Genomic DNA, 22,572 nt, shown 5'->3' on the forward strand with positions numbered 1-22,572 from the left:
CTCAGGCCCGGCGGTGGTGCGCCAGGCTGTCCCGCCAGTACGTGAAGGTGCGTTCCGGATCGGGCAGCAGGTCCCACGGGTGGCGGGTCATATGGCGGCCGATGCGCCGGAAGACCGGGGCGGCCTCGTCCGGCCGGTGGGCGCGGGTCAGCGCGAAGGCGAGGAGATTGAGGTCGGCGACGGCCTCGGCGTGGGCCGGGGCGGCGGTGTGGAACCAGCCCGTGAGGGCCAGGTCGATCTCCTGGACCGCGCGCGGTTCGCTCCAGTTGACGTGCGCGCCGAGGGCGTCGAGGGGGGATGCCGCGCCACGATGGGCCGTCAGCTCGACGCGGGCGGCGACGGGGAGCAGGGCCACCGGTGAACCGTGCGGTGCGCGGGCGGCGGCCTGCCAGGCGAACTCCATCATGTCCGGGAGCGTCCCGTGTCCGCGCGGGGAGAGGTATCCCAGCATCCGGTGGTAGGCGGTCCGGTGCCACGGCGCCCGTCGGACGGCCTCACGCCACACGGGCACCGCGTCCTTCACCGGTACGGCGCAGGAGTACATCAGGGACAGCAGGGCCAGCCACGGCGTGGGGTCCTCCGGGCAGGTGTCGGCGGCCCGCAGACAGGTCCGTTCGGCCGCGCGCACGGCGGCGTGCCCCTCGGCGGGCGCGCGGATCGTCTCCACGTGCGCCCTCAGCCCCAGGGCGTCCCCGTCGTCGGGCCGGTCGGCGGACCAGCGCTGCGAGACCACGGCCGGCAGCTGCCCGGCCAGGACGGCGACCCGGTGCGCCCTGCGGTCCCAGTCCCGTCCGGTCGAGCGCAGCAGCCGGGCCGCGGGCTCCCAGACGGGACGCGTGGTGCCCGCGCCGAGCCCGTGGAGCTGCTGGGCGGGCCGGAGCTCGGCGAGGGTCGCGTGGAGCGGGTCGTCGTCGAGCGCGGGACGGATCAGCAGGGAGGACCGGCGTCTGAACATGTTCGTTCCCCGGGTGACGGAGGGCGGGCGGCGGAGAGCGGAGGACGGGTGGCAGAGGGCGGGTCCGGAGGGCGGGCGGCGAGGGCGGGTCCGGAGGGCGGGCGGCAAGGGGCGGGCGGCGAGGGCAGGAGACAGAGGGCAGGTGCGGGGGGCGGGCGGCGAAGGGCAGGCGGCAGAGGGCAGGCGCAGAGAGCGGACGGCGAAGGGCAGGTGCGGAGGGCAGGCGCCGAAGGGCGGGTGGCAGAGAGCGTGCGGCGGAGGGCAGGTGGCAGAGGGCAGGTGCGGAGGGCGGGTGCCGAAGGGCAGGCGGCGGAGAGGGGCCGGCAGAGAGCAGGTGACGGGGGCAGTGGAGCGGGCGGGCGTGCCGTCCGGTGGCATGCCCGCCCTTCGGGGGCGTCAGCAGCAGCGGCCGGGGGAGTCGGCCTCGCGCCCCAGCGTCCGCATCCGCTGGTACTCCCGGCGGGTCGGTACCGGGGCCTGCGGGTGGTGGCGGCGGTGCCGGGCGCAGTAACGGTCGTACTCGGCCTCGCCGCTCAGTTCGCGCGTGTACCAGCGCAGGACGTCCACCGCCCTGCGGACGACGGTCATGAGCCGGCCCCCACCAGCGGCTCGCTGTCGCGGGACGCCGGCCCCTCGATCCGGGAGGCGACGTACGGCGTCTCGGTCGTCGGCAGCGGCTCCGGTGCCCGCAGGGCGCGTGCGCAGACCACCGCGCAGTTGACCAGGACGATCGTGACCAGCAGCAGGAAGACCGCCATGAGGACGCCGTCGACGGTGTTGTTGAGGACGATGGTGTGCATGTCGTCCAGGTCGGCGGCGCCGGGCAGGAGCTTGCCCGCGTCGGCGGCGTCGGCGTAGACGTCGCGCTGGGCGAAGAAGCCGATCTTCGGGTTGTCGGAGAACACCTTCTGCCATCCGGCGGTGAAGGTGACGGCCACGACCCAGGCCAGCGGGGCGCCGGTCACCCAGGCCCAGCGTGCCTTGCCGGACTTGACGAGCATGGTCGTGGTGACGGCGAGGGCGACCGCGGCGAGCAGCTGGTTGGCGATGCCGAAGAGGGGGAAGAGCTGCTTGATCCCGCCCAGCGGGTCGGTGACGCCCGCGTAGAGGAAGTAGCCCCAGGCGCCGACGACGAGGGCGCTGGTGATCCAGATGCCGGGCTTCCAGGTGACCCGGCCGATGGGCTTCCAGACGTTGCCGAGCATGTCCTGGAGCATGAAGCGGCCCACCCGGGTGCCGGCGTCCACGGTGGTGAGGATGAACAGCGCCTCGAACATGATCGCGAAGTGGTACCAGAAGGCCTTGAGGCCGCTGCCGAACACGCTGGAGAAGATCTCCGACATGCCCACCGCGAGGGTGGGGGCGCCACCGGATCGCCCGACGAGGGTCTGCTCCTCGACGGCCTTGGCCGCGGCGGTCAGCTGGTCGGGCGTGATGGCGAAGCCGAGGCCCTTGACCGCCTCGGCGGCGCTCTGCGCGGTCGGGCCGAGCAGGGCGGCCGGGGAGTTCATGGCGTAGTACAGGCCCGGTTCGAGGACGCAGGCGGCGATCAGCGCCATCACGGCGACGAAGGACTCCGTGAGCATCGAGCCGTAGCCGATGAGCCGGACCTGGGACTCCTTCTGGATGAGCTTGGGGGTGGTGCCGGAGGAGACCAGGGCGTGGAAGCCGGAGAGGGCGCCGCAGGCGATGGTGATGAAGAGGAAGGGGAAGAGGGATCCAGCGAAGACCGGTCCGGCGCCGGTGTGGGCGAACTCGGTCACCGCGCCCGCCTTGAGGGTGGGGGCCGCGACCACCACGCCCACGGCCATCAGGGCGATGGTGCCGACCTTCATGAACGTCGACAGGTAGTCACGGGGCGCCAGGAGCATCCACACCGGGAGGACGGAGGCGACGAAGCCGTAGCCGACCAGGCAGAAGACGAGGGTCTCGGGGCTCCAGACGAAGTACTCGGCCAGGGAGGAGTTCTGGATCCAGCCGCCGCCGAGGATGGCGAGCAGCAGCAGGGCCACGCCGATGACGCTGGTCTCCACGACCCGGCCCGGGCGCAGGTAGCGCAGGTAGAAGCCCATGAAGAGGGCGATCGGGATGGTCATGGCGACCGAGAAGGTGCCCCAGGGGGACTCCGCCAGGGCGTTGACGACGACCATCGCCAGCACCGCGAGCAGGATGATCATGATGGCGAAGACGCCGATCAGGGCCGCGGCGCCGCCCACCCTGCCGATCTCGTCCCGGGCCATCTGGCCGAGGCTCTTGCCGTCCCGGCGCATGGAGAGGAACAGCACGATCATGTCCTGGACCGCACCGGCGAAGATCACCCCGCTGATGATCCAGATCGTGCCCGGCAGATAGCCCATCTGCGCGGCCAGCACCGGGCCGACCAGCGGGCCGGCGCCGGCGATGGCCGCGAAGTGGTGGCCGAACAGCACCCGGCGGTCGGTGGGGTGGTAGTCGACCCCGTCCTCCAGCCGCTCGGCCGGGGTGGCCCGGCCGTCGTCGACCTGGAGGACCCGGCGGGCGATGAACCGCGAGTAGAAGCGGTAGGCGATGGCGTACGAGCCGAGCGCGGCCACCACCAGCCAGACCGCGGAGATCTCCTCGCCCCGGGAGAGCGCGAGGACGCCCCAGGCGACGGCGCCGAGCAGGGCGACACCGGTCCACAACGCGAGGGACTTCAGTGACATACGTGACTTTTCCGGCGCCGGACGGCCGGTTTCGGGCAGGGCTGACGCAGGCATGGCGGCTCCTCACCTGGGCGGTGCGGTACGCCTCGGGACCCGAGGCGGGCGAGATCGGCGACCGGTACCAGCGGTGACGGCTCTCCCGTCCGCTGTCGGTCTGTGCAAGAGTTGCCCACCCCCCGACACCGGTTGACAGCGAATCCCCCACCGATTTCCAGAGGATTTCTTGCCGGATTTCCCGCCGGTTCCTGTCAACCGAACGGGCCCCTGGCGCAACTGGACCGGTGAGGGCTCAGGCACACCAAAGGCGGTGACCCATGGCCGACGGCGCCATGACGACGACGTTCCTCGCCGTGATCGGCGGGGCGTCGCTGCTCTCCGTGACCGCGCGCCGGCTGCGCCCCAGCGACCGCCTGCCCGCCCTGGAGGGCTGGGCACTGGCCGACCGCTCCCTCGGCCCCGTGTGGACCTGGCTGCTGCTCGGCGGCACGATCTTCACCGCGTACACCTTCACCGCCGTCCCCGGACTGGCGTACGGCAACGGGGCGCCCGCGTTCTTCGCGGTGCCGTACACGGTGATCGTCTGCCCGCTGGCCTTCGTCCTGCTGAGCCGGCTGGGGGAGGTGGCCCGGCGGCACGGCTATGTCACCGCCGCCGACTTCGTGCGGGGCCGCTACGGCTCTCCGCCACTGGCCCTGGTCGTGGCGCTGACCGGGATCCTCGCGACCATGCCGTATCTGGCGCTGCAACTGCTGGGGATACGGGCGGTGCTGACCGCCGGGGGCGTGTACCCGCGCGGCGCGGCCGGCGATCTGGTGATGGTGGCGCTGTTCGCGGGGCTGGCGGTGGCGACGTACCGGCACGGGCTGCGGGCGCCGGCGGTGATCTCGGCGCTGAAGGCGGTGGCGGTGTTCGTGTCGCTGACCGCCGTGTGCTGGCTGGTGCTGCGGCGGCTCGGCGGGCCCGGACCGGTGTTCGAGGGCGCGGCGCGGCGGCTGGGCGGCACGGACGTGGCCCACTCGCCGCTGGTCCTCACCTCCGCCCAGCAGCCCGCGTACGCGACCCTCGCGCTCGGCTCCGCGCTGGCGCTGCTGATGTACCCCCATGTGCTCACCGCAGGGTTCGCCGCCGACGGGCCGCGCACCCTGCGCAAGGTCTCGGTGGCCCTGCCCGCGTGGACGGGGCTGCTCGCCCTGTTCGGCTTCCTCGGCGTCGCGGCGCTCGCGGCCGGGGTGCGCGCCCCGGCGGGCGGCGCCGAGGCCGCCGTACCGATGCTGGTGGACCGGCTGATGCCGGGGCCGCTGGCCGGGCTGGTGTTCGCCGCGATCACCGTGGGGGCGCTGGTGCCGGCCGCCGTGATGTCGATCGCGGCCGCCACGAGCTTCGTCCGCAACGTCTACGTCGAGTACGTCCAGCCCACCGCCACGCCCAAGCGGCAGGTGCGGATCGCCAAGGCGGTGTCGCTGACGGCGAAGGCCGGGGCGGTGGCGTTCGTCTTCGGGCTGCGCGACCAGGACGCCGTCAACCTCCAGCTGCTGGGCGGGGTGTGGATCCTGCAGATCTTCCCGGCCGTGGCCGTGGGGCTGTTCACCGGGCGGCTGCATCCGCGCGCGCTGCTCGCCGGCTGGGCGGCCGGCATGGCGGCCGGGACCGTCCTGGTCGTCCGCGAGGGCTTCTCCTCCATCGTGACCTTCGGGTTCGGATCGCTGGAGATCTACGCCGGGCTCGCCGCCCTGCTGCTCAATCTGACCGTCGCGGTGACCGGCACCGCGGTCCTGGAACGCCTTGGCGTCGCCCGCGGCGCCGACACCACCGACCTGCCCTCCCGCCTCACCGTCAGGCGGCCCCGTACGACGGGAGCGAACCACCCGTGAGACGCAGACAACCGATCCCCGTGGCCGAGACGTACGCCGACGAGACGTACGCCGAGGAGTACGCCGAGCCGCTCGCGCCCGCCGTGAGCGACCCGGCGGAGCGGGAACGCGAGGCCGGGCTCGCCCGGCTGTTCGAGCTGCACTACTCCTCGATGCTGCGGCTCGCCGTGCTGCTCGGCGCCGACGACCCGGAGAACGTGGTCGCCGAGGCCTACTACCAGATCTACCGCAAGTGGCGGCGGCTGCGGGACGTCCAGGCCGCCGAGGCCTATCTGCGCTCCACCGTCTGCAATCTGACCCGGATGCGGATACGGCACCTCCAGGTCGCCCGCCGGCATGTCGAGAGCCCGCCGGAGCTGCCCGACGAGACCGTCGCCTCCGCCGAGAGCGCCGCGCTGCTCCGCGACGACCAGCGCGTGCTGATCGACGCCCTGCAGCAGCTGCCCGCCCGGCAGCGCGAGGCGCTCGTGCTGCGCCACTGGCTGGGCCTGAAGGAGAGCGAGATCGCCGCCGCGATGGGCATCTCCTGCGGGTCGGTCAAGACCCATACCTCACGCGGCCTCGCCGCACTCACCCAGGCGATGGAGGCCCGGCGATGACGGACACCGGACCCGGGGCGATGAACGACACCGGACCCGACGCGATGAAGGACACCGGACCGCAGGCCATGAACGAGACCGGACCCGGCCCCACCCGGACCGAGCGGGAGCTGCAGGACGCGCTGGAAGCGCTCGCCGGAGGGGTGCGGCCCGCGCGCCCCCTGCCCGACGCGTACCGCACCGCGCGCGGTGAGTGGCTGCGTCGAGAGCGGCGGCGCAGGCTGGTGCTGGCCGTGCTGATCGCCGTCGTCTTCGCGCTGGCCACCCTGATCGGTCTGTGGGTGCTGAACCAGGCGCCCGCCCACCCCGGGGTGATCTTCTCGGGGACGGGGGACGCGGTGAGCCGGGCGTCACTCCCCCGGCCGCACCCCTGATTGCCCGCCCGGCCCGCCGGGAACCCGCAATGGCGTGCACCCCCGCATCGAGGACTACGCCCTCATCGGCGACGAACAGACCGCCGCCCTGGTCGGCCGGGACGGCTCGGTCGACTGGCTCTGTCTGCCCCGCTTCGACTCCGCCGCCTGCTTCGCCCGACTGCTGGGCGACCGGCGCAACGGCCACTGGCGCATCGCGCCCAAGGGCGTCGAGGGTGTCTGCACCCGCCGCGCCTACCGCTCCGACACCCTCGTCCTGGACACCGAGTGGGAGACCGACGGGGGCGCGATCCGGGTCACCGACCTGATGCCGCAGCGCGACCGCCATCCCGACCTGATCCGGATCGTGGAGGGGCTGCGCGGCCGGGTCGCCGTCCGCAGCGATCTGCGGCTGCGCTTCGACCACGGCTCGATCGTGCCGTGGATGCGCCGGGCGGACGGCCACCGGGTGGCGGTCGCCGGGCCGGACGCGGTCTGGCTGCGCAGCGAACCGGCCGTGCGCACCTGGGGCGAGGACTTCGCCACCCACTCCGAGTTCACCGTCGGGGAGGGCGAGTCCGTCGCGTTCGTGCTGACCTGGCACCCCTCGCACGAACGGCGTCCCCCGCTGATCGACCCGCGGGAGGCGCTGCGCTCCAGCGTCGAGGACTGGCGGGCGTGGGCGGCGCGCTGCCGTTACGACGGCCCGCACCGGGACACCGTGGTCCGCTCCCTGATCACCCTCAAGGCGCTCACCTACCGGCCCACCGGGGGCATCGTCGCCGCCCCGACCACCTCCCTGCCCGAACAGCTCGGCGGGGTGCGCAACTGGGACTACCGCTACTGCTGGCTGCGCGACTCCACCCTCACCCTCGGCGCGCTGCTGGGAGCCGGCTACCACGACGAGGCCGAGGCCTGGCGGGACTGGCTGCTGCGGGCCGTCGCGGGCGACCCCGCCGACCTGCAGATCATGTACGGGCTCGGCGGCGAGCGCCGGCTGCCCGAGTTCGAAGTGCCCTGGCTGTCCGGCTACGCGGGCTCCAGCCCCGTACGCGTCGGCAACGAGGCCGTGAACCAGCTCCAGCTCGACGTCTACGGCGAGGTCATCGACTCGATGGCGCTGGCGCGCGCCGCGGGCCTGCCGACGAAACCGCATGTGTGGGCGATCCAGTGCGCGCTGATGAGCTGGCTCAGCGAGAACTGGCGGCAGCCGGACGAGGGGCTGTGGGAGGTACGCGGGGGCCGCCGGCAGTTCGTGCACTCGAAGGTGATGGTGTGGGTGGCCGCCGACCGGGCGGTGCGCGCGCTGGAGGAGAACCCGGAGCTGCGCGGGGACCTCGCGGGCTGGCGGGCGATGCGCGACGAGGTGCACCGGGAGGTGTGCGAGAAGGGCTACGACCCCGAGCGCAACACCTTCACCCAGTCCTACGGCTCCCGTGACCTGGACGCCGCCCTGCTGCTCATCCCGCGTCTCGGTTTCCTGCCGCCGGAGGATCCGAGGGTGGTCGGCACGGTCGACGCGGTCCGCGCGGAGCTGGGGCACGGCGGTCTGGTGCGCCGCTACAGCACCGACGGGACGACGGTGGACGGTCTGCCCGGGGACGAGGGGACCTTCCTGGCCTGCTCGTTCTGGCTGGCGCACGCGCTCCAGGAGACGGGCCGCCCCGAGGAGGGGCGGGAGCTGTTCGAACGACTGGTGGGCCTCACCAACGACGTGGGCCTGCTGGCCGAGGAGTACGACCCCGTCGCCGGCCGCCATCTCGGCAACTTCCCGCAGGCCTTCAGCCACCTCGGCCTGGTGAACACCGCCCTCGCCCTCTACGGGGGCGAGAAGGCAGGATAGGGGCCATGGATCTTGGACTGAAGGACCGGGTGTACGTCGTCACCGGGGCCACGCGCGGACTGGGCAACGCGGCGGCGCGCGAGCTCGTCGCGGACGGCGCGAAGGTGGTCGTGACGGGGCGGGAGGACGAGCGGGTCGCGCACGCGGCGGCCGAACTGGGGCCGAACGCGGTCGGGGTGGCCGTCGACAACGCCGATCCGCAGGCGGCGGAGCGGCTGATCGCCACCGCCCGGGAGACCTTCGGCGGCCTCGACGGGGTGCTGGTGAGCGTGGGCGGGCCGCCGCCGGGTTTCGTCGCGGACAACACCGACGCGCAGTGGCAGTCGGCGTTCGAGTCGGTGTTCCTCGGGGCGGTGCGGCTGGCGCGGGCGGCGGCGGCCGAGCTGGAGTCCGGCGGGGTGATCGGGTTCGTGCTGTCCGGGTCGGTGCACGAGCCGATCCCGGGGCTGACGATCTCGAACGGGCTGCGGCCGGGGCTCGCGGGTTTCGCCAAGTCGCTCTCCGACGAGCTGGGGCCGCGCGGCATCCGGGTCGTGGGGGTGCTGCCGTCGCGGATCGACACGGACCGGGTGCGGGAGCTGGACGGGCTGTCGGCCGACCCCGAGGCGACCCGCGCCGCGAACGAGTCCCGGATCGCGCTGCGGAGGTACGGGACGCCGGAGGAGTTCGGGAGGGTGGCGGCGTTTCTGCTGTCCCCGGCCGCCTCGTATCTCACCGGGATCATGGTGCCGGTGGATGGCGGGATGCGGCACGGGTTCTGATCTCGCGCACGAAGGCCGTTGGGGACCCGGCGCGTTGTACGACGGCTTGGACCACGGCCGTGTCGACGTGGACGGACGCGCACCGGCCGGGCCTGGACGCCAAGAGGACGTCCAACCGGTCGTCACCACCCGATGTCGGACACCCTCCCGGCAGCGTGGACCTGACGGACGAAACGTCGTTGCCACGGCACTTCGACGGCACGGGAGTGGTAGTTCCGCCTCACCCATGTGACCGCTTCCTTGGGATTCATGCCCTCGAACACGCAGATCGCGGAGAGCCCCGTGCCCGTCCGACCGATGCCGCCCCCGCAGCAGACCTCCACGCGTTCGTCCGCGGCGCGGTCGTATGCGGTGCGCAGCTTGCGCATCGCGTCCATGGGGTCGGCGGGAAGCCAGAAATCCCGCCAGGGGATCCACAGGGACTCCCACGGCGGCCTGGGCGGCTCGTGATCCGTCAAGTGCACCGCGAACGTAGGAGTCTGCCCCTCCGGCAGGTCATATCTGAGACCGCGTCCGCGAATCGTCCGCCCCGAGGGGAGCGTGATCACCTTGGGGTCGTCGGTGTTCCATGGTTCGGTCATGATGACTCCCTTTGTGAACAGGCGGGCGAAGTCCGCCGGAACGGTCTTCTGAGTCTGCGTGGTGCCACGCGGCTTCCCGTCCGCATGGACGGTGGGCAGGTCGGACGCCTTGCCGATTCCGCCTCAGCTCACCCTTGCCGCCTTGTGCTTGGCCGCCTTCAGCGTGACGTCCGCGGGGAGTCTCTTCAGGGCCGCCGAGTCCCGGGCGTGGGCCAGGGACTGTCCGGTCAGTTCGCGCAGGGCCGTTCCCGGGTCCACATGGGGTTCCAGGCGCAGGTGTACCCGGGTCTCGGGGGCGTCCCTGCGGCCCGTCAGACGGACCTCGGCGTGGGACACCCCCTCCAGGCCGCCCGCGTCGGCCGTCAGCACCGACTGGAGGGCGCTGCCCCGCAGCAGTGCACCCGCGCCGTCGCCGGTGTCCACCAGGACCTCGGCGAGCCGGCGGCGGCGCAGCACGGACGTGAGCCACCACAGGGCGAGCAGGACGAGGACCGCGAGGACGGCGATGACCGTCGGCCACCACCAGCTCTCGTCGCTCCACTTCGTGCGTTCGGCGGTGCTGAGCAGGACGTCGTGGCGGCCGTCGTGGATCCACCAGGAGGGCGGCGGGACCCCCAGGCCCACGGCCAGCACCGCGCCCCCGACGGCGAGGAGCACCAGCCCGACGAGACCGAGCAGCACCCGGTTGACGGTCCTGAGCACGCCCCTCACCCCTTCTTCCCGGGCCGCCGCACGTACACCGCCAGATGCGGCGGCCGTACGAGGCCGAGGCCCCGGATCGCCTGGGTGAGCACGGTGTCGAGGTCGGCGTACACGGCGTCCAGGTCGCGGAAGTGGGAGAGCGCGCGGACGTCGGCCCTGCGCCGGTGGGCGCGGACCCGTACCGACTGGACGCCGGCGACCTCCATGGCGCGGTCGCGCAGCACCAGCGCCACGGCGTCCCGGTGCAGGCCGGCCCGTACGTCGGGGTGGATGCGGCGCATCGGCAGGACGGCCCGCAGGCCCGGGGTGACGGCGAGCAGGACCAGCCACAGGCCGAGGGCCGCCGCGACACCCGCGCCGACCAGCACCCAGGTGTCGTCGAGGGGGCGTTCGGCGAGCTGGGTGGCGAGGTCGCGGCGCCAGGCGAGCGCGGACCGGCCGGCCCGGACCGCGCAGACGTCGTAGAGGAAGGCGCCCATGACGACGAACAGCACGGCCGCCACGATCCCCGCCGGGACGCGGCGGGCGGACCAGAAGCGGTGCACCTCGCCGGTGCCGGAGGCCTCGGGCGGGTCGCTCGCCCGCGGGGGTTCGTCCAGGACGGGCAGGGGGGTGGTGGCCTCCGAGCCCCGGGCCTCGCTCATCGCGTCCTCCCGTGTGGCGCGCCGTGGGCCGCCGTCAGATGCAGCTTCTCCACCTGGACGGCGACTTCCGGAACCTGCATTCCCACCAACGCGCCTACCCGCTCGGTGACATGTCGACGCACCGTGTGGCAGCGGGGGCCGATGTCGGTGGGGTAGTCGAGTTCGAGGTGGATGTGGAGGTGGGCGGCGTCATGGTGCACGACGACGGTGGCGTGGGGGCGGGCCGCGCCGGGGGGCAGCGGGCGGATCGCCTCCAGGGCGGCCCGGGCGGCGATCTTCGCCACGACCCGGTCCGCGATACGGGTCGCGCCGCGCTCCCCCGGCGGGACGTCGGCGGGCCGTCGCGGGGCCGCGCCCGTCCCCTCGCTCATGTCCGTCACCTGCGGCGGTCGTCACGTGTGCGGAAGAAGTCCCCGACCTCCATGTCCCCTTCCAGGAGTCTGCCGACGACGAACCCGATGGCGCCGAGGGCGGCCACCAGGAGGAAGGCACCGAATCCGCCGAAGTATCCGGCGAAGCCCAGTGCCATGCCGGCGATCATCCCGATCATGGCCCTGCTCATGCTGTGTTCCTCCGCTCGTCGGCCGGTACGTCACTGGATGCGGGGCTCGGGCTCCTCGTCCTCCTCCTCGGGGAGCTTCACGTCGCTCACCGCGATGTTCACCTCGACGACCTCCAGGCCGGTCATCCGCTCCACGGCCGCGATCACGTTCTCCCGGACATCCCGGGAGACCTCGGTGATCGACACTCCGTAGTCGACGACGATCTCCAGGTCGAGCGCGGTCTGCACCTCGCCGACCTCGGCCTTGACGCCGCGGGTCACGGACTTGGCCCCGCCGGGCACCCGGTCGCGCACCGCGCCGAAGGTACGGCTCAGGCCGCTGCCCATCGCGTGGACGCCGACGACGTCCCGGGTCGCGAGGCCCGCGATCTTCTCCACGACACCGTCGGCGATGGTGGTCCGCCCCCGGGTCGAGGGATCACCGCCGCCGCGCCGGGTCGGCTTGCGGGTGGAGACGGTCTCGGTGCCGCCGTCCGTGCCCTGCGTCCGGGTCTGCTCCGTTGCCTCTGTCATGGCCGTACGTCCTTCTCGGTCGTCGTCCCTTCGACCACGGTAAGCGCCGTTGCCCTGCCGCGCCCCGGGGATGCGGCAGGCTGGAGGAATGGATGGGTCGACGAGTGCGACGAGTGCGGTACGGCATCGGCTGGGCCTGGGCAGACTGCTGCCCCTGGGGGGCCCGCGCGACGGGGCGTGGATCGCGGAGGAGGCGGCGAACGGCGTACTGCGGGCGGCGGTCCGGGAGGTGCCGGGGGTGCGGCTGGGGGTGCTGCGGCTGGCCCCGGCCGACCCGGACGACGCGGACGAACCCGTCGTACCGCCTCCGCCGAGCGGGCTGCCGCCGGGACCCCTCCGGGTGACGGCGGACTTCGCGGCGTCCCCCGCGTGGCCGCTGCCCACGACGGCGGGCCGGGTGCGGCGGGCGCTGGCGACGGCGGCGACGCGGCGGCTCGGGCTGACGGTCACGGAGGTGGATCTGCGGGTGACGGACCTGCTCGACGGGGACGAGTCCGCCCCGCGGCCGTCGGCACCCCCGGCCGCGGTGCCCGCCGGCCCGTCCCTCACCGGCGAGGAAGCGCTCGCGGCACAGGCGGCGCTGTCCGTGCCGGGGGTGACGGGCCTGACCGGCGCGCTGGGCAGGGCGGTGCACCTGACGAGCGTCGAGGGCACCGCGGTCGCGGCGCTGCCGCACCGGCACGCCCGTGTGGAGATCACGGTCCGCGCGGACCACCGGGCCGTGGACGTGGCACGGCAGGTCCGCGCGACGGTGAGCCGGGCGCTACCGGATCACCCGACGGTCGCGGTGCTGGTGACGGGGGTGGGCTGACGGGCGGCGCCCGTCATTCGCCGAGGCCGGCCAGGTCGCGCAGCCGCCGTGTCTGGGCGGCCCGCTCGGCGGCGCGCTGCTCGTCGTAGGTGCGGTCCGCGGCGCCGCGCAGCAACGCCTTGGTCTCGATCACGGCCTCGCGCGGCGCGGCGAGCAGCGCGGTGGCCAGCTCCCGTGCCGCCGCGTCGAGTTCCGCCGCCGGCACCGCGCGGTTGGCGAGCCCGGAGTCGACCGCCTCCTGTGCGCCCACGAACCGCCCGGTCAGGCAGATCTCGGCCGCGCGGCCGTAGCCGACGAGGGAGACGAGGGGGTGGGTGCCCGTCAGATCCGGCACCAGGCCGAGGGCGGTCTCGCGCATGGCGAACTGCACGTCGTCGGCGACGACGCGCAGGTCACAGGCGAGCGCGAGCTGGAAGCCCGCGCCGATGGCATGGCCCTGGACGGCGGCGACGGTCACCACGTCGTTCCGTCGCCACCAGGTGAAGCCCTCCTGGAACCCGGCGATGGCGGCGTCGAGTTCGGCGTCACCACTGCGCGCGAGATCGATGAAGGAGGGTTCGCCCTCGATCCCCTTGGGCGTGAACATCTGCCGGTCGAGGCCGGCGGAGAAGGACTTGCCCTCGCCGCGCAGCACGACCACCCGGACGGAGCCCGGCAGCAGCCGCCCGGCCTCGGCGAGCGCCCGCCACATCGCGGGGCTCTGCGCATTGCGCTTGGCCGGGTTGGTCAGCGTCACCGTGGCGAGCGCGTCGTCGACGGTGAGCCGTACGCCGTCCTGGTCGAGCAGGGGAACGAGTTCCTGGTCGGGCGTGGCCATGGGGCGCCTCCGATGCGTGCGGTCAGTCAGCGGTCAGCTGGTGAACAGCTAAGTGACTGCACAGTAACCACCCGGCCGATCGGAGAACCGACCGGGTGGCACCATCGAAGCCGGCGGGCCGCCCGGGTCAGGACGAGGCGGCCTTCTTGCCTCGCGTCGCACCGCCACGCCCACGGAGCGTGACGCCCGACTCGCTGAGCATCCGGTGTACGAAGCCATACGAGCGGCCGGTCTCCTCGGCCAGCGCCCGGATGCTCGCACCGGAGTCGTACTTCTTCTTCAGGTCTGCCGCGAGCTTGTCGCGCGCGGCGCCGGTCACCCGGCTGCCCTTCTTCAGAGTCTCGGCCACCCGTGCCTCCTCATGGGAAGTGCGCTCTGGTCCCCTCATGATCACCCCTCCGGGGCCCGATGGCCACCCATTCGGCAAGGTCCGTGCGAGAGGGTTTTGACGACAGGAGCGCGTCCCCACAAGTGGAACCTGTGATTCCAACCGGAGATGTTCGTACGGCCGAACGGGTTCTTCGGCGAAGTACCAGGTCAGAGACGCACGACGGCCGATCCCTTGTCGACAAAGGGATCGGCCGGAAAATGGATGTAGGACACACCTCGATACGAGGAGATCTCACACAGATGAGGGATCACCCATGGGCCGAATGATCCAAGACGGATGATCCACCACGGATGATCAAGCGAGCGCGACGAGATCCGCGTAGTCGGAGCCCCACAGGTCCTCGACACCGTCGGGCAGCAGGATGATCCGCTCGGGCTGGAGCGCCTCCACGGCCCCCTCGTCGTGGGTGACGAGGACGACCGCTCCCTTGTAGGTACGCAGCGCGCCGAGGATCTCCTCACGGCTGGCGGGGTCGAGGTTGTTGGTGGGCTCGTCGAGCAGCAGGACGTTCGCCGAGGAGACCACGAGGGTCGCGAGCGCGAGGCGGGTCTTCTCACCGCCGGAGAGGACACCGGCGGGCTTGTCGACGTCGTCACCGGAGAACAGGAACGAGCCGAGCACCTTGCGGACCTCCACGAGGTCCAGGTCCGGGGAGGCGGAGCGCATGTTCTCCAGGACGGTGCGCTCCGGGTCGAGGGTCTCGTGCTCCTGCGCGTAGTAGCCGAGCTTGAGGCCGTGGCCGGGGCGGACCTCGCCGGTGTCGGGCTGCTCCACACCGCCGAGCAGCCGCAGCAGGGTGGTCTTGCCGGCGCCGTTGAGGCCGAGGATGACGACCCGGGAGCCCTTGTCGATGGCGAGGTCGACGTCGGTGAAGATCTCCAGCGAGCCGTACGACTTCGACAGGCCCTCGGCCATCAGCGGGGTCTTGCCGCAGGGCGCGGGCTCCGGGAAGCGGAGCTTGGCGACCTTGTCGGAGACCCGGACCGCGTCCAGGCCGGCGAGCAGCCGGTCGGCGCGCTTGGCCATGTTCTGCGCGGCCACGGTCTTGGTGGCCTTGGCGCGCATCTTGTCGGCCTGCGAGTGCAGGGCGGCGGCCTTCTTCTCGGCGTTCTGCCGCTCGCGCTTGCGGCGCTTCTCGTCGGCCTCGCGCTGCTGCTGGTAGAGCTTCCAGCCCATGTTGTAGACGTCGATCTGGGAGCGGTTGGCGTCCAGGTAGAACACCTTGTTGACGACCGTCTCGACCAGGTCGACGTCGTGGGAGATGACGATGAAGCCGCCGCGGTAGGTCTTGAGGTAGTCGCGCAGCCAGACGATCGAGTCGGCGTCGAGGTGGTTCGTCGGCTCGTCGAGCAGGAGCGTGTCCGCGTCGGAGAACAGGATGCGGGCGAGTTCCACACGGCGGCGCTGACCGCCCGAGAGGGTGTGCAGGGGCTGGCCGAGCACCCGGTCGGGCAGGTTGAGGGCGGCGGCGATGGTGGCGGCCTCGGCCTCGGCGGCGTACCCGCCCTTGGTGAGGAACTCCGTCTCCTGGCGCTCGTACTGCCGCATGGCCTTGTCGCGGGTGGCGCCGGTGCCGTTGGCGATGCGCTGTTCGTTCTCCCGCATCTTGCGGATGAGGACGTCGAGGCCGCGCGCGGACAGGATGCGGTCGCGGGCGAGGACGTCGAGGTCGCCGGTGCGCGGGTCCTGCGGGAGGTAGCCGACCTCGCCGGAGCGGGTGACCTGGCCCGCGGCGGGGATGCCCTCGCCGGCCAGGACCTTGGTCAGCGTCGTCTTGCCCGCGCCGTTGCGCCCGACCAGGCCGATGCGGTCGCCCTTGGCGACACGGAAGGAGGCGCTCTCGATGAGGATGCGGGCACCGGCGCGCAGCTCGATGCCGGAGGCGGAGATCACGGTCAGACTCCTGTGCGGGGTCGGTGGCGGGTTGTGCGGCTGAGGACGTTCCCGCCGTCTAATGCGCGAGGAGAATGGCCATGAGGCCAGTCTAACGGCCCCGTGCAAGCACTTTTTCTGGGTTCAGGTGTTCGATCTTGACGAGGGAGTGATCTGCATGACAGGCGCGAGCGGCCGCCCGAGCGTCTATCCCACGCTGCTGTACGCCGACGCGAAGGCGGCGATACGGCAGCTCACCGAGGCCTTCGGCTTCACGGAGCTGTCGGTGTACGAGGGCGAGAACGGCGCCGTGATGCACGCCGAGCTGGTGCAGGGCAACGGCGCCGTGATGATCGGTTCGAAGGGCCGCGGCGGGGTCTTCGACACGGCGATGAAGGACGCGGGCCCGACCGGGGTGTACGTCGTGGTGGACGACGTGGACGCGCACCACCGCCGGGCCGTGGAACAGGGCGCCGAGGTCCTGATGCCCCCTACGGACCAGGACTACGGCTCCCGCGACTACCTGGCCCGCGATCTGGAGGGCAACATCTGGAGCTTCGGCACCTACGCGCCGGACATCCAGACCTGACGGCCCGGGGCCCCGGAAGGCCCCGGACACGGGTCGGCTCAGCCGCCCGTGTGCACCTGGAAGGCGGCCCGGCGGACGGCCTTGGCCAGCGCCGGGTCGGGGTGCGCGGCGGCCAGCGCCACCAGGACCTGCACGGTGCGGGGGTGTCCGACGGCGCGCACCTCGGCGAGCAGCGCGGGCACGGTCGGCTGCAGCGCGGACTCCAGGTGCCGGACCAGCATCGGGGCCTCGCCGTGGTCGGCGACCGCGGCGGCGGTGTCGACCCACAGCCAGGTGGCCTCCTCACGGGTGAGCACCTCGTGGGCGTCCTCGGGGTCGACGCCGTCGTGCTCGGCCAGCCAGAGCAGCGCGTACGGTCTGAGCGCGGCCACCTCCACGACGGCCCGCACATCGGGCTCGGCGGGGGCCCCCACGACGCGCAGCGCCTCGAAGGCCAGGCCGCGCAGCAGGGCGTCCTCGCCGCGGGCGGCGACGAGCAGCTCGGTGACGGCGCTGCCGACGGGACGGGCGGCGAGCCAGGCGCGGTACTCGGCGCGGGCCGCGTTGGGGCGCAGCTGGGCGCAGCCGCGGAGCATGTCCTCCGCGGCCTGCTCGATGTTGCCGGCGGGGCTCTGCGCGGCCACGCAGATCTGCTCCAGCTTGACCCACACCGCCCAGTTGCCCAGCGGGGTGAGGGTGGCCTGGCCGTCGCCGCAGGTGAGGGCGCCCACGGAGGCGAGCGCGTGCAGGGCCCAGTCGAGCAGGGGGGCGAGTTCGGCGTCCCGGGCGGGCTCCGCCGGGTCGGCGTCGGCGGAGGGCCCGGGGGCGGCGGGGGCCGGCGGACCGGCCGCGTCGGCGGCGTAGGGGACCTCGCAGCGCTCGGTGCGCAGCTCGGTGACGCGCTGGCGCAGCAGGTCAAGGAGCTGGTCCACGGGGACGGGCCCGGCGGACAGCTGGAGGAAGGAGAGCACCTGGGGCATCGCCGAGACGACCTCGGCGACGGCCGCGGGCTCCTCCTCGGCGGGTTCCGGGGTGGCGAGGGACCAGGCGTCGAACAGGGCGACCCAGCCGCGCAGGACGGCGGTGTCGTCGCGGTCCCAGGCGCGCAGCCGCCAGCCGGGGCGGGCGCTGTCGCCGTGCACCTCGACGAGGCCCGCCAGCCGGGCGGTGTCCCAGTCGTGGCGGACCTGATCCGGGGTCAGGGCCAGATCGCGGGCCGCGCGTTCGGCGGTCTGGCCGGAGAGCGTGGCCTTGCCGTCGGCGGTCGCGGCGTCACCGCCGGGGCCGAGGACGCCGTCGGCCCAGCGCGCGACACGGGCCGCGGCGGCCAGACCTGAGCGTGCCATTCTGGCCAGCTCCGCCGGGGCCGGAGTGCCCTCCGGGGGGCGGGGCGCGGGGCGGCGCGGGCGCCGCTGGTTCACAGCTGTGGGGGCGGCGGCCAGGGGTCGCGGGCGGACGAGTCGAAGCCTGGAGTCGCGCGGGATACGGGACGTCACGGGTGCAGTCTTCCGGTTGACGGTCCGAAAACCCAAACGGAATGTCACCGCGGGCGACGGGACTGGCCAACGCACGGGGTCCGAGGAGCGGCGAGGAGACGGGTTCAGGCCAGTGGTACGGGCTTAAACGGAACCTTCGGGACCGGTGCGGTGGGGAGGTGCCGCGCGGTTCAGCTGAGGGGGGTGAGGAAGCGGCGGAGGGCCTCTTCGTAGGCCTTGGGGTCGGCGTTCCACATGGCGCCGTGCGGGGCCTGGGCGACGGTGTGGAGGGCGACCAGGTCGGGGCGGCGGGCGGCGAGGCGACGGGAGACGTGCCAGGGGGCCACGGTGTCGTCGGGGCCGTGGAAGATCAGGGTCGGCACGGTCAGCCGGGCCGGGTCGGCGATGTCGTCGCCGTGGCCGTCGGGGGTGGCGTGCAGACTGGTGCGGCCCTGGGCGGCGCGGACGGCGAGCGGCAGCAGCACGCCGGGGGTGTGCCGGGCGGCGGCGAGGGCGCGCAGGGTGGACTGCCAGTCCAGCACCGGGGAGTCCAGGACGAGTCCGGAGACGAGGTCGCGCAGCCCGGAGCGGGCCGCGGCGCGCAGGGCCATGGTGGCGCCGGTGGACCAGCCGAGCAGGACGAGGCGCTCGGCGCCGTAGCGGACGGCGTAGCGCATCGCCGCGTCCAGGTCGCGCCACTCGGTCTGGCCGAGGTGGTTGAGGCCGTCCGTGGGGCGGGGGGCGCCGAGGTCGCCGCGGTAGGACAGGGCGAGCACGGGGAAGCGGCGGTGGTGCAGGAAGCCGAGGAGGTTCAGGGCCTGTTCGCGGGTGGTGCCGAGGCCGTGCACCGCGATGACCCAGGTGCGGCGGGCGCCGGGGACGAACCAGGCGGGCAGGTTGCCGAGTTCGCCGGGGACGTCGACGTCGGCGTGGTCGAGGCCCAGGGTGCCGCTCGGGGTGCCGACGTAGAGGTTGGGGGTGAGCCAGACCGCGTCGCCGGGGTCGAGGGTGCCGTGCGTCACCTGTTCGAGGCGGCGGACGACGGTGTCGGCGGAGTGGGCGGCGCCGGTGAGGACGGGACCGACGACCGCGTGGGAGCCGTCGCCGGCGAGGCCGTAGGTGCCGGGGCGGAGGGTGGCGAGGTGCCGGGTGAGGGTCACCTGGCCGGCGGCGGTGCCGTGCACGGTGAGCCGGGGTTCGGTGGGCAGGGGTCGGCCGGGCGGCGCCTTGAGTGCGGCGTCGCTGGCGAGCCGGCCGGCGGCGACACTGGCGGCGCCGGCGGCCAGGGCTGCGGTGACGGCGGCGGCCGTCGCGGTGACAGTGCGCACCCGTCCAGTGTCCTGGCCATTCCTCTTGACGGCCAGCGGGGGCGGGGTGGCGGTGGAAGTACGGGAGGGTTCGGCACCGCCGACGTGCACCGTCGGGGCGGGAAAAAACGACCGGCCGGAGTCAGGACGGCGGGACAAAGTCAGCGGCTGGAGCGATGGGCGGCCGGGCTGAGGCGGCGAGGGTGCGGGAAGGTTCGGCACCGCCGATGGGCTCCATCACGGCTGAGCGCCGTCGCGGCGGGAAGAAGCGACCGCCAGAAGAGAAGTCGGCGGGACGAAATGACCGGCGGAGAGAGGGCAGCGGGGCGAAGCCACCGGCCGGAGAGAGGGCAGCGGGGCGAAGCCACCAGACGGACAGAGGGCGGCCGGGCTGAGGCGGCGAGGGCGCGGGGAGGTTCGGCACCGCCGATGGGCACCGTCGCGGCTGAGCGCCGTCGCGGCGGGAAGAAGCGGCCGCCAGAAGAGAAGTCGGCGGGGCGACGTCGTTGGGTGGGGAGGTGGCGGGCGGGGTGGAGAAGGTGTTCAGGGCTGTTGGCCGTAGTTCTGGAGGCGGGTGGCTGCCTCTGTCATCTGGGTCCTTGTCAGGAGGGTCGGGGTGTGGCCGGGGACCGAGGAGGCGGTGAGCCAGAGGTGGCACATCCACTCCAGCTGGGCCGTTCGGTCGAACGCCTGGTCGAGCGTGGCGCCGTAGGTGAGGGTGCCGTGGTTCTGGAGGAGGCAGCCGGTGCGGTCGGTCAGCGCACGCAGGGCGTGCTCGGCCAACTCCTCGGTGCAGTACGTCGCGTAGGGGGCGACCCGGACGGGGCCGCCGAGGGCGCCGGCCATGTAGTGGACGGTCGGGAGCTCGGCGACGAGGGTCGAGACGGCGGTGGCGTGCACGGCGTGGGTGTGCACGATCGCGCGGGCGTCGGTGCGGCGGTAGACGGCGAGGTGCAGGGGCAGCTCGCTGGTCGGCACGAGCGTGCCGCGCACCTGCCGGCCGTCGAGGTCGACACCGGTGACGTCGTCCGGGGTGAGGCGGTCGTAGGGCACGCCCGAAGGGGTGACGAGCACGGTGTCGCCGACCCGTACGGAGACGTTGCCGGAGGTGCCGACGACCAGGCCGTCGGCGACGGTGCGGCGGGCCGTCGCCACGAGCGCCGCCCAGGCCTGACGTTCGTCGCTCAGCTGTTCACCCATGCCCCGATCCTGCCAGGGGGCGCGACCGCCCGGCACCGGAGGCCGCCGCGTGAGAAGCGTCTCTTCGGGGGGAGCCGGCGGGGGCGGCGGCCCGGTCGCGCTTGGGCGGCGTGCGAACGTAGTGACGACGACCACATTCGGACACCCTCGCGCCCCCCTCAGTTCACCTTCCGTTTACCCAGGTTACCTACCTTCAACAAACCAATGACTTCGAACGATTGCCTGGGTAAATGGAAAACTTCTCGCTGATCCTCGCGATTGTGGTGGTCACCGCACTCGCGTTCGATTTCACGAACGGTTTCCACGACACCGCCAACGCGATGGCCACCACCATCTCGACCGGTGCACTCAAGCCCAAGGTCGCGGTGGCCATGTCCGCCGTGCTGAACCTTGTGGGCGCCTTCCTCTCGGTGGAGGTCGCGAACACGATCTCCAAGGGTCTCGTCGACGAGACCGGCATCCGTCCCGAGGTCATCTTCGCCGCCCTGGTCGGCGCGATCCTCTGGAACCTGCTGACCTGGCTGGTGGGTCTGCCCTCCAGCTCCTCGCACGCCCTCATGGGCGGCCTGATCGGCGCCACCATCGCCTCGGCCGGCCTGGGCGCGGTGCACGGTGACGTCCTGGTCACCAAGGTCCTGATCCCGGCCGTCGCGGCCCCGATCGTGGCGGGCGTCGCCGCGATGCTCGCCACCCGGCTGTCGTACACGCTGGGCAGGAAGGCCGACGGCAAGGCCGCGGCGAAGGGCTACCGCGCGGGCCAGATCGCCTCGGCCGGCCTGGTCTCCCTGGCGCACGGCACGAACGACGCGCAGAAGACGATGGGCATCATCACCCTGGCCCTGGTCGCGGGCGGCGCCGTCGCCCCCGACTCGGACCCGCCCACCTGGGTCATCCTCTCCGCCGGCATGGCCATCGCGCTCGGCACCTACCTCGGCGGCTGGCGCATCATCCGCACCATGGGCAAGGGCCTGACCGACCTTCAGCCGCAGCAGGGCTTCGCCGCCCAGACCAGCGCGGCGACGGTCATCCTGGCCTCCTCCCACCTCGGCTTCTCCCTGTCCACCACGCACTCCGTCTCCGGTTCGGTGATGGGCGCGGGCCTGGGCCGCAAGGGCGGTGTGGTCCGCTGGTCGACGGCGACCCGGATGTTCGTGGCCTGGGGCCTGACGCTCCCGGCGGCCGCCCTGGTGGGCGCGCTGGCCGAGTCCGTCACCGGCCTGGGCGACTGGGGCACGGGCCTGGTCCTGGTCTTCCTCGTCGCTTCCAGCGCGGCGATCTGGAAGATCTCCCGCCGCGAGGTCGTCGACCACACCAACGTCAACGACCACGACCACGCAGAGCCGGCCGGCGTGGTGACCACGGCGATCGCCGCCGTGGCCGTGCCCCCGGCCCACCCGGTCGCCGAGAACCTGGCGGCCACCATCCCGTCCCCGGCCGCCACGGCCACCACCACGACCGAGCCGACGGCTCCGGCCGCCTGAGCCCGCCCACCCGGTACGAAGGAAGAGAATCAGCATGGACATCGACTGGGCGGCCCTGGGCTCCGTCTTCGGCGTCAGCCTCGTGATCACGGTGGCCCTCGTGGCCCTGTTCACCCTCGGCGTCATGGGCCTGTCCCGCCAGGAGCGGGCCTCCGAAGAGGGCGGCTCCGCCGCTCTCGCGGTCACCGGCGCGTACGCGTGCTTCGCCGCGTGCGCGGCCGCGGTGGCGTACGGGATCTCCCTGATCGTCGCCTGACCCATCTGCTCGACCACCGAAGGGGTGCGGGACGGATCGCCGTCCCGCACCCCTTCTGCATGACCTCTCTGCATGACCTCTCCTCAGGACCTCGCGAACCACCCCCGTGTGGGGTTCTGCACACTCTCCCCGTGCAGGTCAACGGCAAGTTGACGGCCCTTCCAGGGGCGTGGTGGACTGCCGGGGCCATGTACGGCGGCAGAAGAGGAAGCCGGTGAGAATCCGGCGCGGTCCCGCCACTGTCACCGGGGTAGGTAGCCCCGGGAGCCAGGAACTCTCGCCGCCGGTCTCGTCGAACCAGGGCGTGGACACCCTGAGTGAGGACA

At 73.0% G+C, this 22,572-nt stretch carries 25 protein-coding genes and 1 riboswitch; of the genes, 10 read left to right on the forward strand and 15 right to left on the reverse strand.

Annotated features, from left to right (window positions below; all coding sequences use genetic code 11):
- Position 1 precedes the first annotated feature (1 nt).
- The 3 genes from ACYQ8Q_RS11355 to ACYQ8Q_RS11365 form a co-directional block, all read right to left on the reverse strand.
- Positions 2-955 carry a hypothetical protein gene (locus ACYQ8Q_RS11355; RefSeq protein WP_460064160.1) on the reverse strand — a complete coding sequence of 318 codons (954 nt, stop codon included), beginning with the start codon at positions 953-955 and terminating at the stop codon, positions 2-4.
- A 396-nt stretch (positions 956-1,351) separates the two neighbouring features.
- The gene (locus ACYQ8Q_RS11360) at positions 1,352-1,543 is read right to left on the reverse strand and encodes a YbdD/YjiX family protein (RefSeq protein WP_460064162.1); all 192 of its coding nucleotides are present in this window, start codon (positions 1,541-1,543) and stop codon (positions 1,352-1,354) included.
- Entirely contained in the window at positions 1,540-3,693 is a 2,154-nt protein-coding gene (locus ACYQ8Q_RS11365; RefSeq protein ID WP_460064164.1) for a carbon starvation CstA family protein, read from the reverse strand. Before ACYQ8Q_RS11365 ends, ACYQ8Q_RS11360 begins: the two co-directional genes overlap by 4 nt.
- Between ACYQ8Q_RS11365 and ACYQ8Q_RS11370 the strand changes: the two genes are divergently transcribed.
- The 6 genes from ACYQ8Q_RS11370 (at position 3,642) to ACYQ8Q_RS11395 (ending at position 9,066) form a co-directional block, all read left to right on the forward strand.
- On the forward strand, positions 3,642-3,770 hold the full coding sequence (locus ACYQ8Q_RS11370) for a hypothetical protein (protein WP_276206717.1): 129 nt from the start codon (positions 3,642-3,644) through the stop codon (positions 3,768-3,770). The two genes, ACYQ8Q_RS11365 and ACYQ8Q_RS11370, sit on opposite strands and share 52 nt — an antisense overlap.
- Positions 3,771-3,953: 183 nt before the next feature.
- Positions 3,954-5,510: a sodium:solute symporter family protein gene (locus ACYQ8Q_RS11375; RefSeq protein ID WP_460064166.1), complete on the forward strand. Its 1,557-nt coding sequence runs from the start codon at positions 3,954-3,956 to the stop codon at positions 5,508-5,510.
- A 20-nt stretch (positions 5,511-5,530) separates the two neighbouring features.
- Positions 5,531-6,109: an RNA polymerase sigma factor gene (locus ACYQ8Q_RS11380; protein WP_460073261.1), complete on the forward strand. Its 579-nt coding sequence runs from the start codon at positions 5,531-5,533 to the stop codon at positions 6,107-6,109.
- 44 nt (positions 6,110-6,153) lie between these two features.
- The gene (locus tag ACYQ8Q_RS11385) at positions 6,154-6,483 is read left to right on the forward strand and encodes a hypothetical protein (protein ID WP_460073263.1); all 330 of its coding nucleotides are present in this window, start codon (positions 6,154-6,156) and stop codon (positions 6,481-6,483) included.
- A 34-nt stretch (positions 6,484-6,517) separates the two neighbouring features.
- Complete coding sequence (locus ACYQ8Q_RS11390) at positions 6,518-8,305, forward strand: glycoside hydrolase family 15 protein (protein WP_460064167.1); 1,788 nt, start codon at positions 6,518-6,520, stop codon at positions 8,303-8,305.
- A 5-nt stretch (positions 8,306-8,310) separates the two neighbouring features.
- The gene (locus ACYQ8Q_RS11395) at positions 8,311-9,066 is read left to right on the forward strand and encodes an SDR family oxidoreductase (protein WP_460064169.1); all 756 of its coding nucleotides are present in this window, start codon (positions 8,311-8,313) and stop codon (positions 9,064-9,066) included.
- A gap of 122 nt (positions 9,067-9,188) precedes the next feature.
- Here the strand turns inward: ACYQ8Q_RS11395 and ACYQ8Q_RS11400 are convergent, their stop codons facing one another.
- The 6 genes from ACYQ8Q_RS11400 to ACYQ8Q_RS11425 all read right to left on the reverse strand — a co-directional run bounded on the left by ACYQ8Q_RS11400 (position 9,189) and on the right by ACYQ8Q_RS11425 (position 12,068).
- Entirely contained in the window at positions 9,189-9,647 is a 459-nt protein-coding gene (locus ACYQ8Q_RS11400; protein WP_460064170.1) for a protein-tyrosine phosphatase family protein, read from the reverse strand.
- Between the two features lie 123 nt (positions 9,648-9,770).
- On the reverse strand, positions 9,771-10,349 hold the full coding sequence (gene amaP / locus ACYQ8Q_RS11405) for an alkaline shock response membrane anchor protein AmaP (RefSeq protein WP_460064172.1): 579 nt from the start codon (positions 10,347-10,349) through the stop codon (positions 9,771-9,773).
- Between the two features lie 5 nt (positions 10,350-10,354).
- Positions 10,355-10,993 (reverse strand): DUF6286 domain-containing protein, encoded by a 639-nt coding sequence (locus ACYQ8Q_RS11410; protein ID WP_460064174.1) that lies wholly within the window; start codon positions 10,991-10,993, stop codon positions 10,355-10,357.
- Positions 10,990-11,364, reverse strand: coding sequence for an Asp23/Gls24 family envelope stress response protein (locus ACYQ8Q_RS11415; protein ID WP_460064176.1), 375 nt, complete (start codon positions 11,362-11,364; stop codon positions 10,990-10,992). The genes ACYQ8Q_RS11410 and ACYQ8Q_RS11415 overlap by 4 nt, the downstream gene beginning before the upstream one ends.
- A 5-nt stretch (positions 11,365-11,369) precedes the next feature.
- A complete protein-coding gene (locus ACYQ8Q_RS11420; RefSeq protein WP_460064177.1) occupies positions 11,370-11,555 on the reverse strand; it encodes a hypothetical protein in 186 nt (61 codons plus the stop codon).
- A gap of 30 nt (positions 11,556-11,585) precedes the next feature.
- Positions 11,586-12,068 carry an Asp23/Gls24 family envelope stress response protein gene (locus ACYQ8Q_RS11425; RefSeq protein ID WP_460064179.1) on the reverse strand — a complete coding sequence of 161 codons (483 nt, stop codon included), beginning with the start codon at positions 12,066-12,068 and terminating at the stop codon, positions 11,586-11,588.
- A gap of 88 nt (positions 12,069-12,156) precedes the next feature.
- Between ACYQ8Q_RS11425 and ACYQ8Q_RS11430 the strand changes: the two genes are divergently transcribed.
- Complete coding sequence (locus ACYQ8Q_RS11430) at positions 12,157-12,879, forward strand: nucleopolyhedrovirus P10 family protein (RefSeq protein ID WP_460064181.1); 723 nt, start codon at positions 12,157-12,159, stop codon at positions 12,877-12,879.
- 13 nt (positions 12,880-12,892) lie between these two features.
- On the opposite strand, the gene ACYQ8Q_RS11435 is transcribed toward ACYQ8Q_RS11430, so the two are convergent.
- The 3 genes from ACYQ8Q_RS11435 to ACYQ8Q_RS11445 all read right to left on the reverse strand — a co-directional run bounded on the left by ACYQ8Q_RS11435 (position 12,893) and on the right by ACYQ8Q_RS11445 (position 15,980).
- Positions 12,893-13,696: an enoyl-CoA hydratase/isomerase family protein gene (locus tag ACYQ8Q_RS11435; RefSeq protein ID WP_460064182.1), complete on the reverse strand. Its 804-nt coding sequence runs from the start codon at positions 13,694-13,696 to the stop codon at positions 12,893-12,895.
- Between the two features lie 127 nt (positions 13,697-13,823).
- Positions 13,824-14,045 (reverse strand): helix-turn-helix domain-containing protein, encoded by a 222-nt coding sequence (locus ACYQ8Q_RS11440; RefSeq protein ID WP_004002281.1) that lies wholly within the window; start codon positions 14,043-14,045, stop codon positions 13,824-13,826.
- 336 nt (positions 14,046-14,381) lie between these two features.
- The gene (locus tag ACYQ8Q_RS11445; RefSeq protein WP_460064184.1) at positions 14,382-15,980 is read right to left on the reverse strand and encodes an ABC-F family ATP-binding cassette domain-containing protein; all 1,599 of its coding nucleotides are present in this window, start codon (positions 15,978-15,980) and stop codon (positions 14,382-14,384) included.
- A gap of 157 nt (positions 15,981-16,137) precedes the next feature.
- Here ACYQ8Q_RS11445 and ACYQ8Q_RS11450 point away from each other — a divergent pair, with 157 nt between their 5' ends.
- Positions 16,138-16,548 (forward strand): VOC family protein, encoded by a 411-nt coding sequence (locus ACYQ8Q_RS11450; RefSeq protein WP_460064186.1) that lies wholly within the window; start codon positions 16,138-16,140, stop codon positions 16,546-16,548.
- 38 nt (positions 16,549-16,586) lie between these two features.
- On the opposite strand, the gene ACYQ8Q_RS11455 is transcribed toward ACYQ8Q_RS11450, so the two are convergent.
- The 3 genes from ACYQ8Q_RS11455 to ACYQ8Q_RS11465 form a co-directional block, all read right to left on the reverse strand.
- Positions 16,587-18,023, reverse strand: coding sequence for a hypothetical protein (locus tag ACYQ8Q_RS11455; protein ID WP_460064187.1), 1,437 nt, complete (start codon positions 18,021-18,023; stop codon positions 16,587-16,589).
- A 170-nt stretch (positions 18,024-18,193) separates the two neighbouring features.
- Positions 18,194-19,330, reverse strand: coding sequence for an alpha/beta hydrolase (locus tag ACYQ8Q_RS11460; protein WP_460064188.1), 1,137 nt, complete (start codon positions 19,328-19,330; stop codon positions 18,194-18,196).
- 522 nt (positions 19,331-19,852) lie between these two features.
- On the reverse strand, positions 19,853-20,509 hold the full coding sequence (locus tag ACYQ8Q_RS11465) for a class II aldolase/adducin family protein (RefSeq protein WP_460064190.1): 657 nt from the start codon (positions 20,507-20,509) through the stop codon (positions 19,853-19,855).
- A 230-nt stretch (positions 20,510-20,739) separates the two neighbouring features.
- Between ACYQ8Q_RS11465 and ACYQ8Q_RS11470 the strand changes: the two genes are divergently transcribed.
- Positions 20,740-21,990 (forward strand): inorganic phosphate transporter, encoded by a 1,251-nt coding sequence (locus ACYQ8Q_RS11470; protein ID WP_460064192.1) that lies wholly within the window; start codon positions 20,740-20,742, stop codon positions 21,988-21,990.
- Between the two features lie 34 nt (positions 21,991-22,024).
- Positions 22,025-22,246 carry a hypothetical protein gene (locus ACYQ8Q_RS11475; RefSeq protein WP_460064194.1) on the forward strand — a complete coding sequence of 74 codons (222 nt, stop codon included), beginning with the start codon at positions 22,025-22,027 and terminating at the stop codon, positions 22,244-22,246.
- Positions 22,247-22,402: 156 nt separating this feature from the next.
- Positions 22,403-22,545: riboswitch (cobalamin riboswitch) on the forward strand.
- The last annotated feature ends 27 nt before the right edge of the window (positions 22,546-22,572 follow it).

It is taken from the genome of Streptomyces sp. YKOK-I1 (assembly GCF_054660435.1).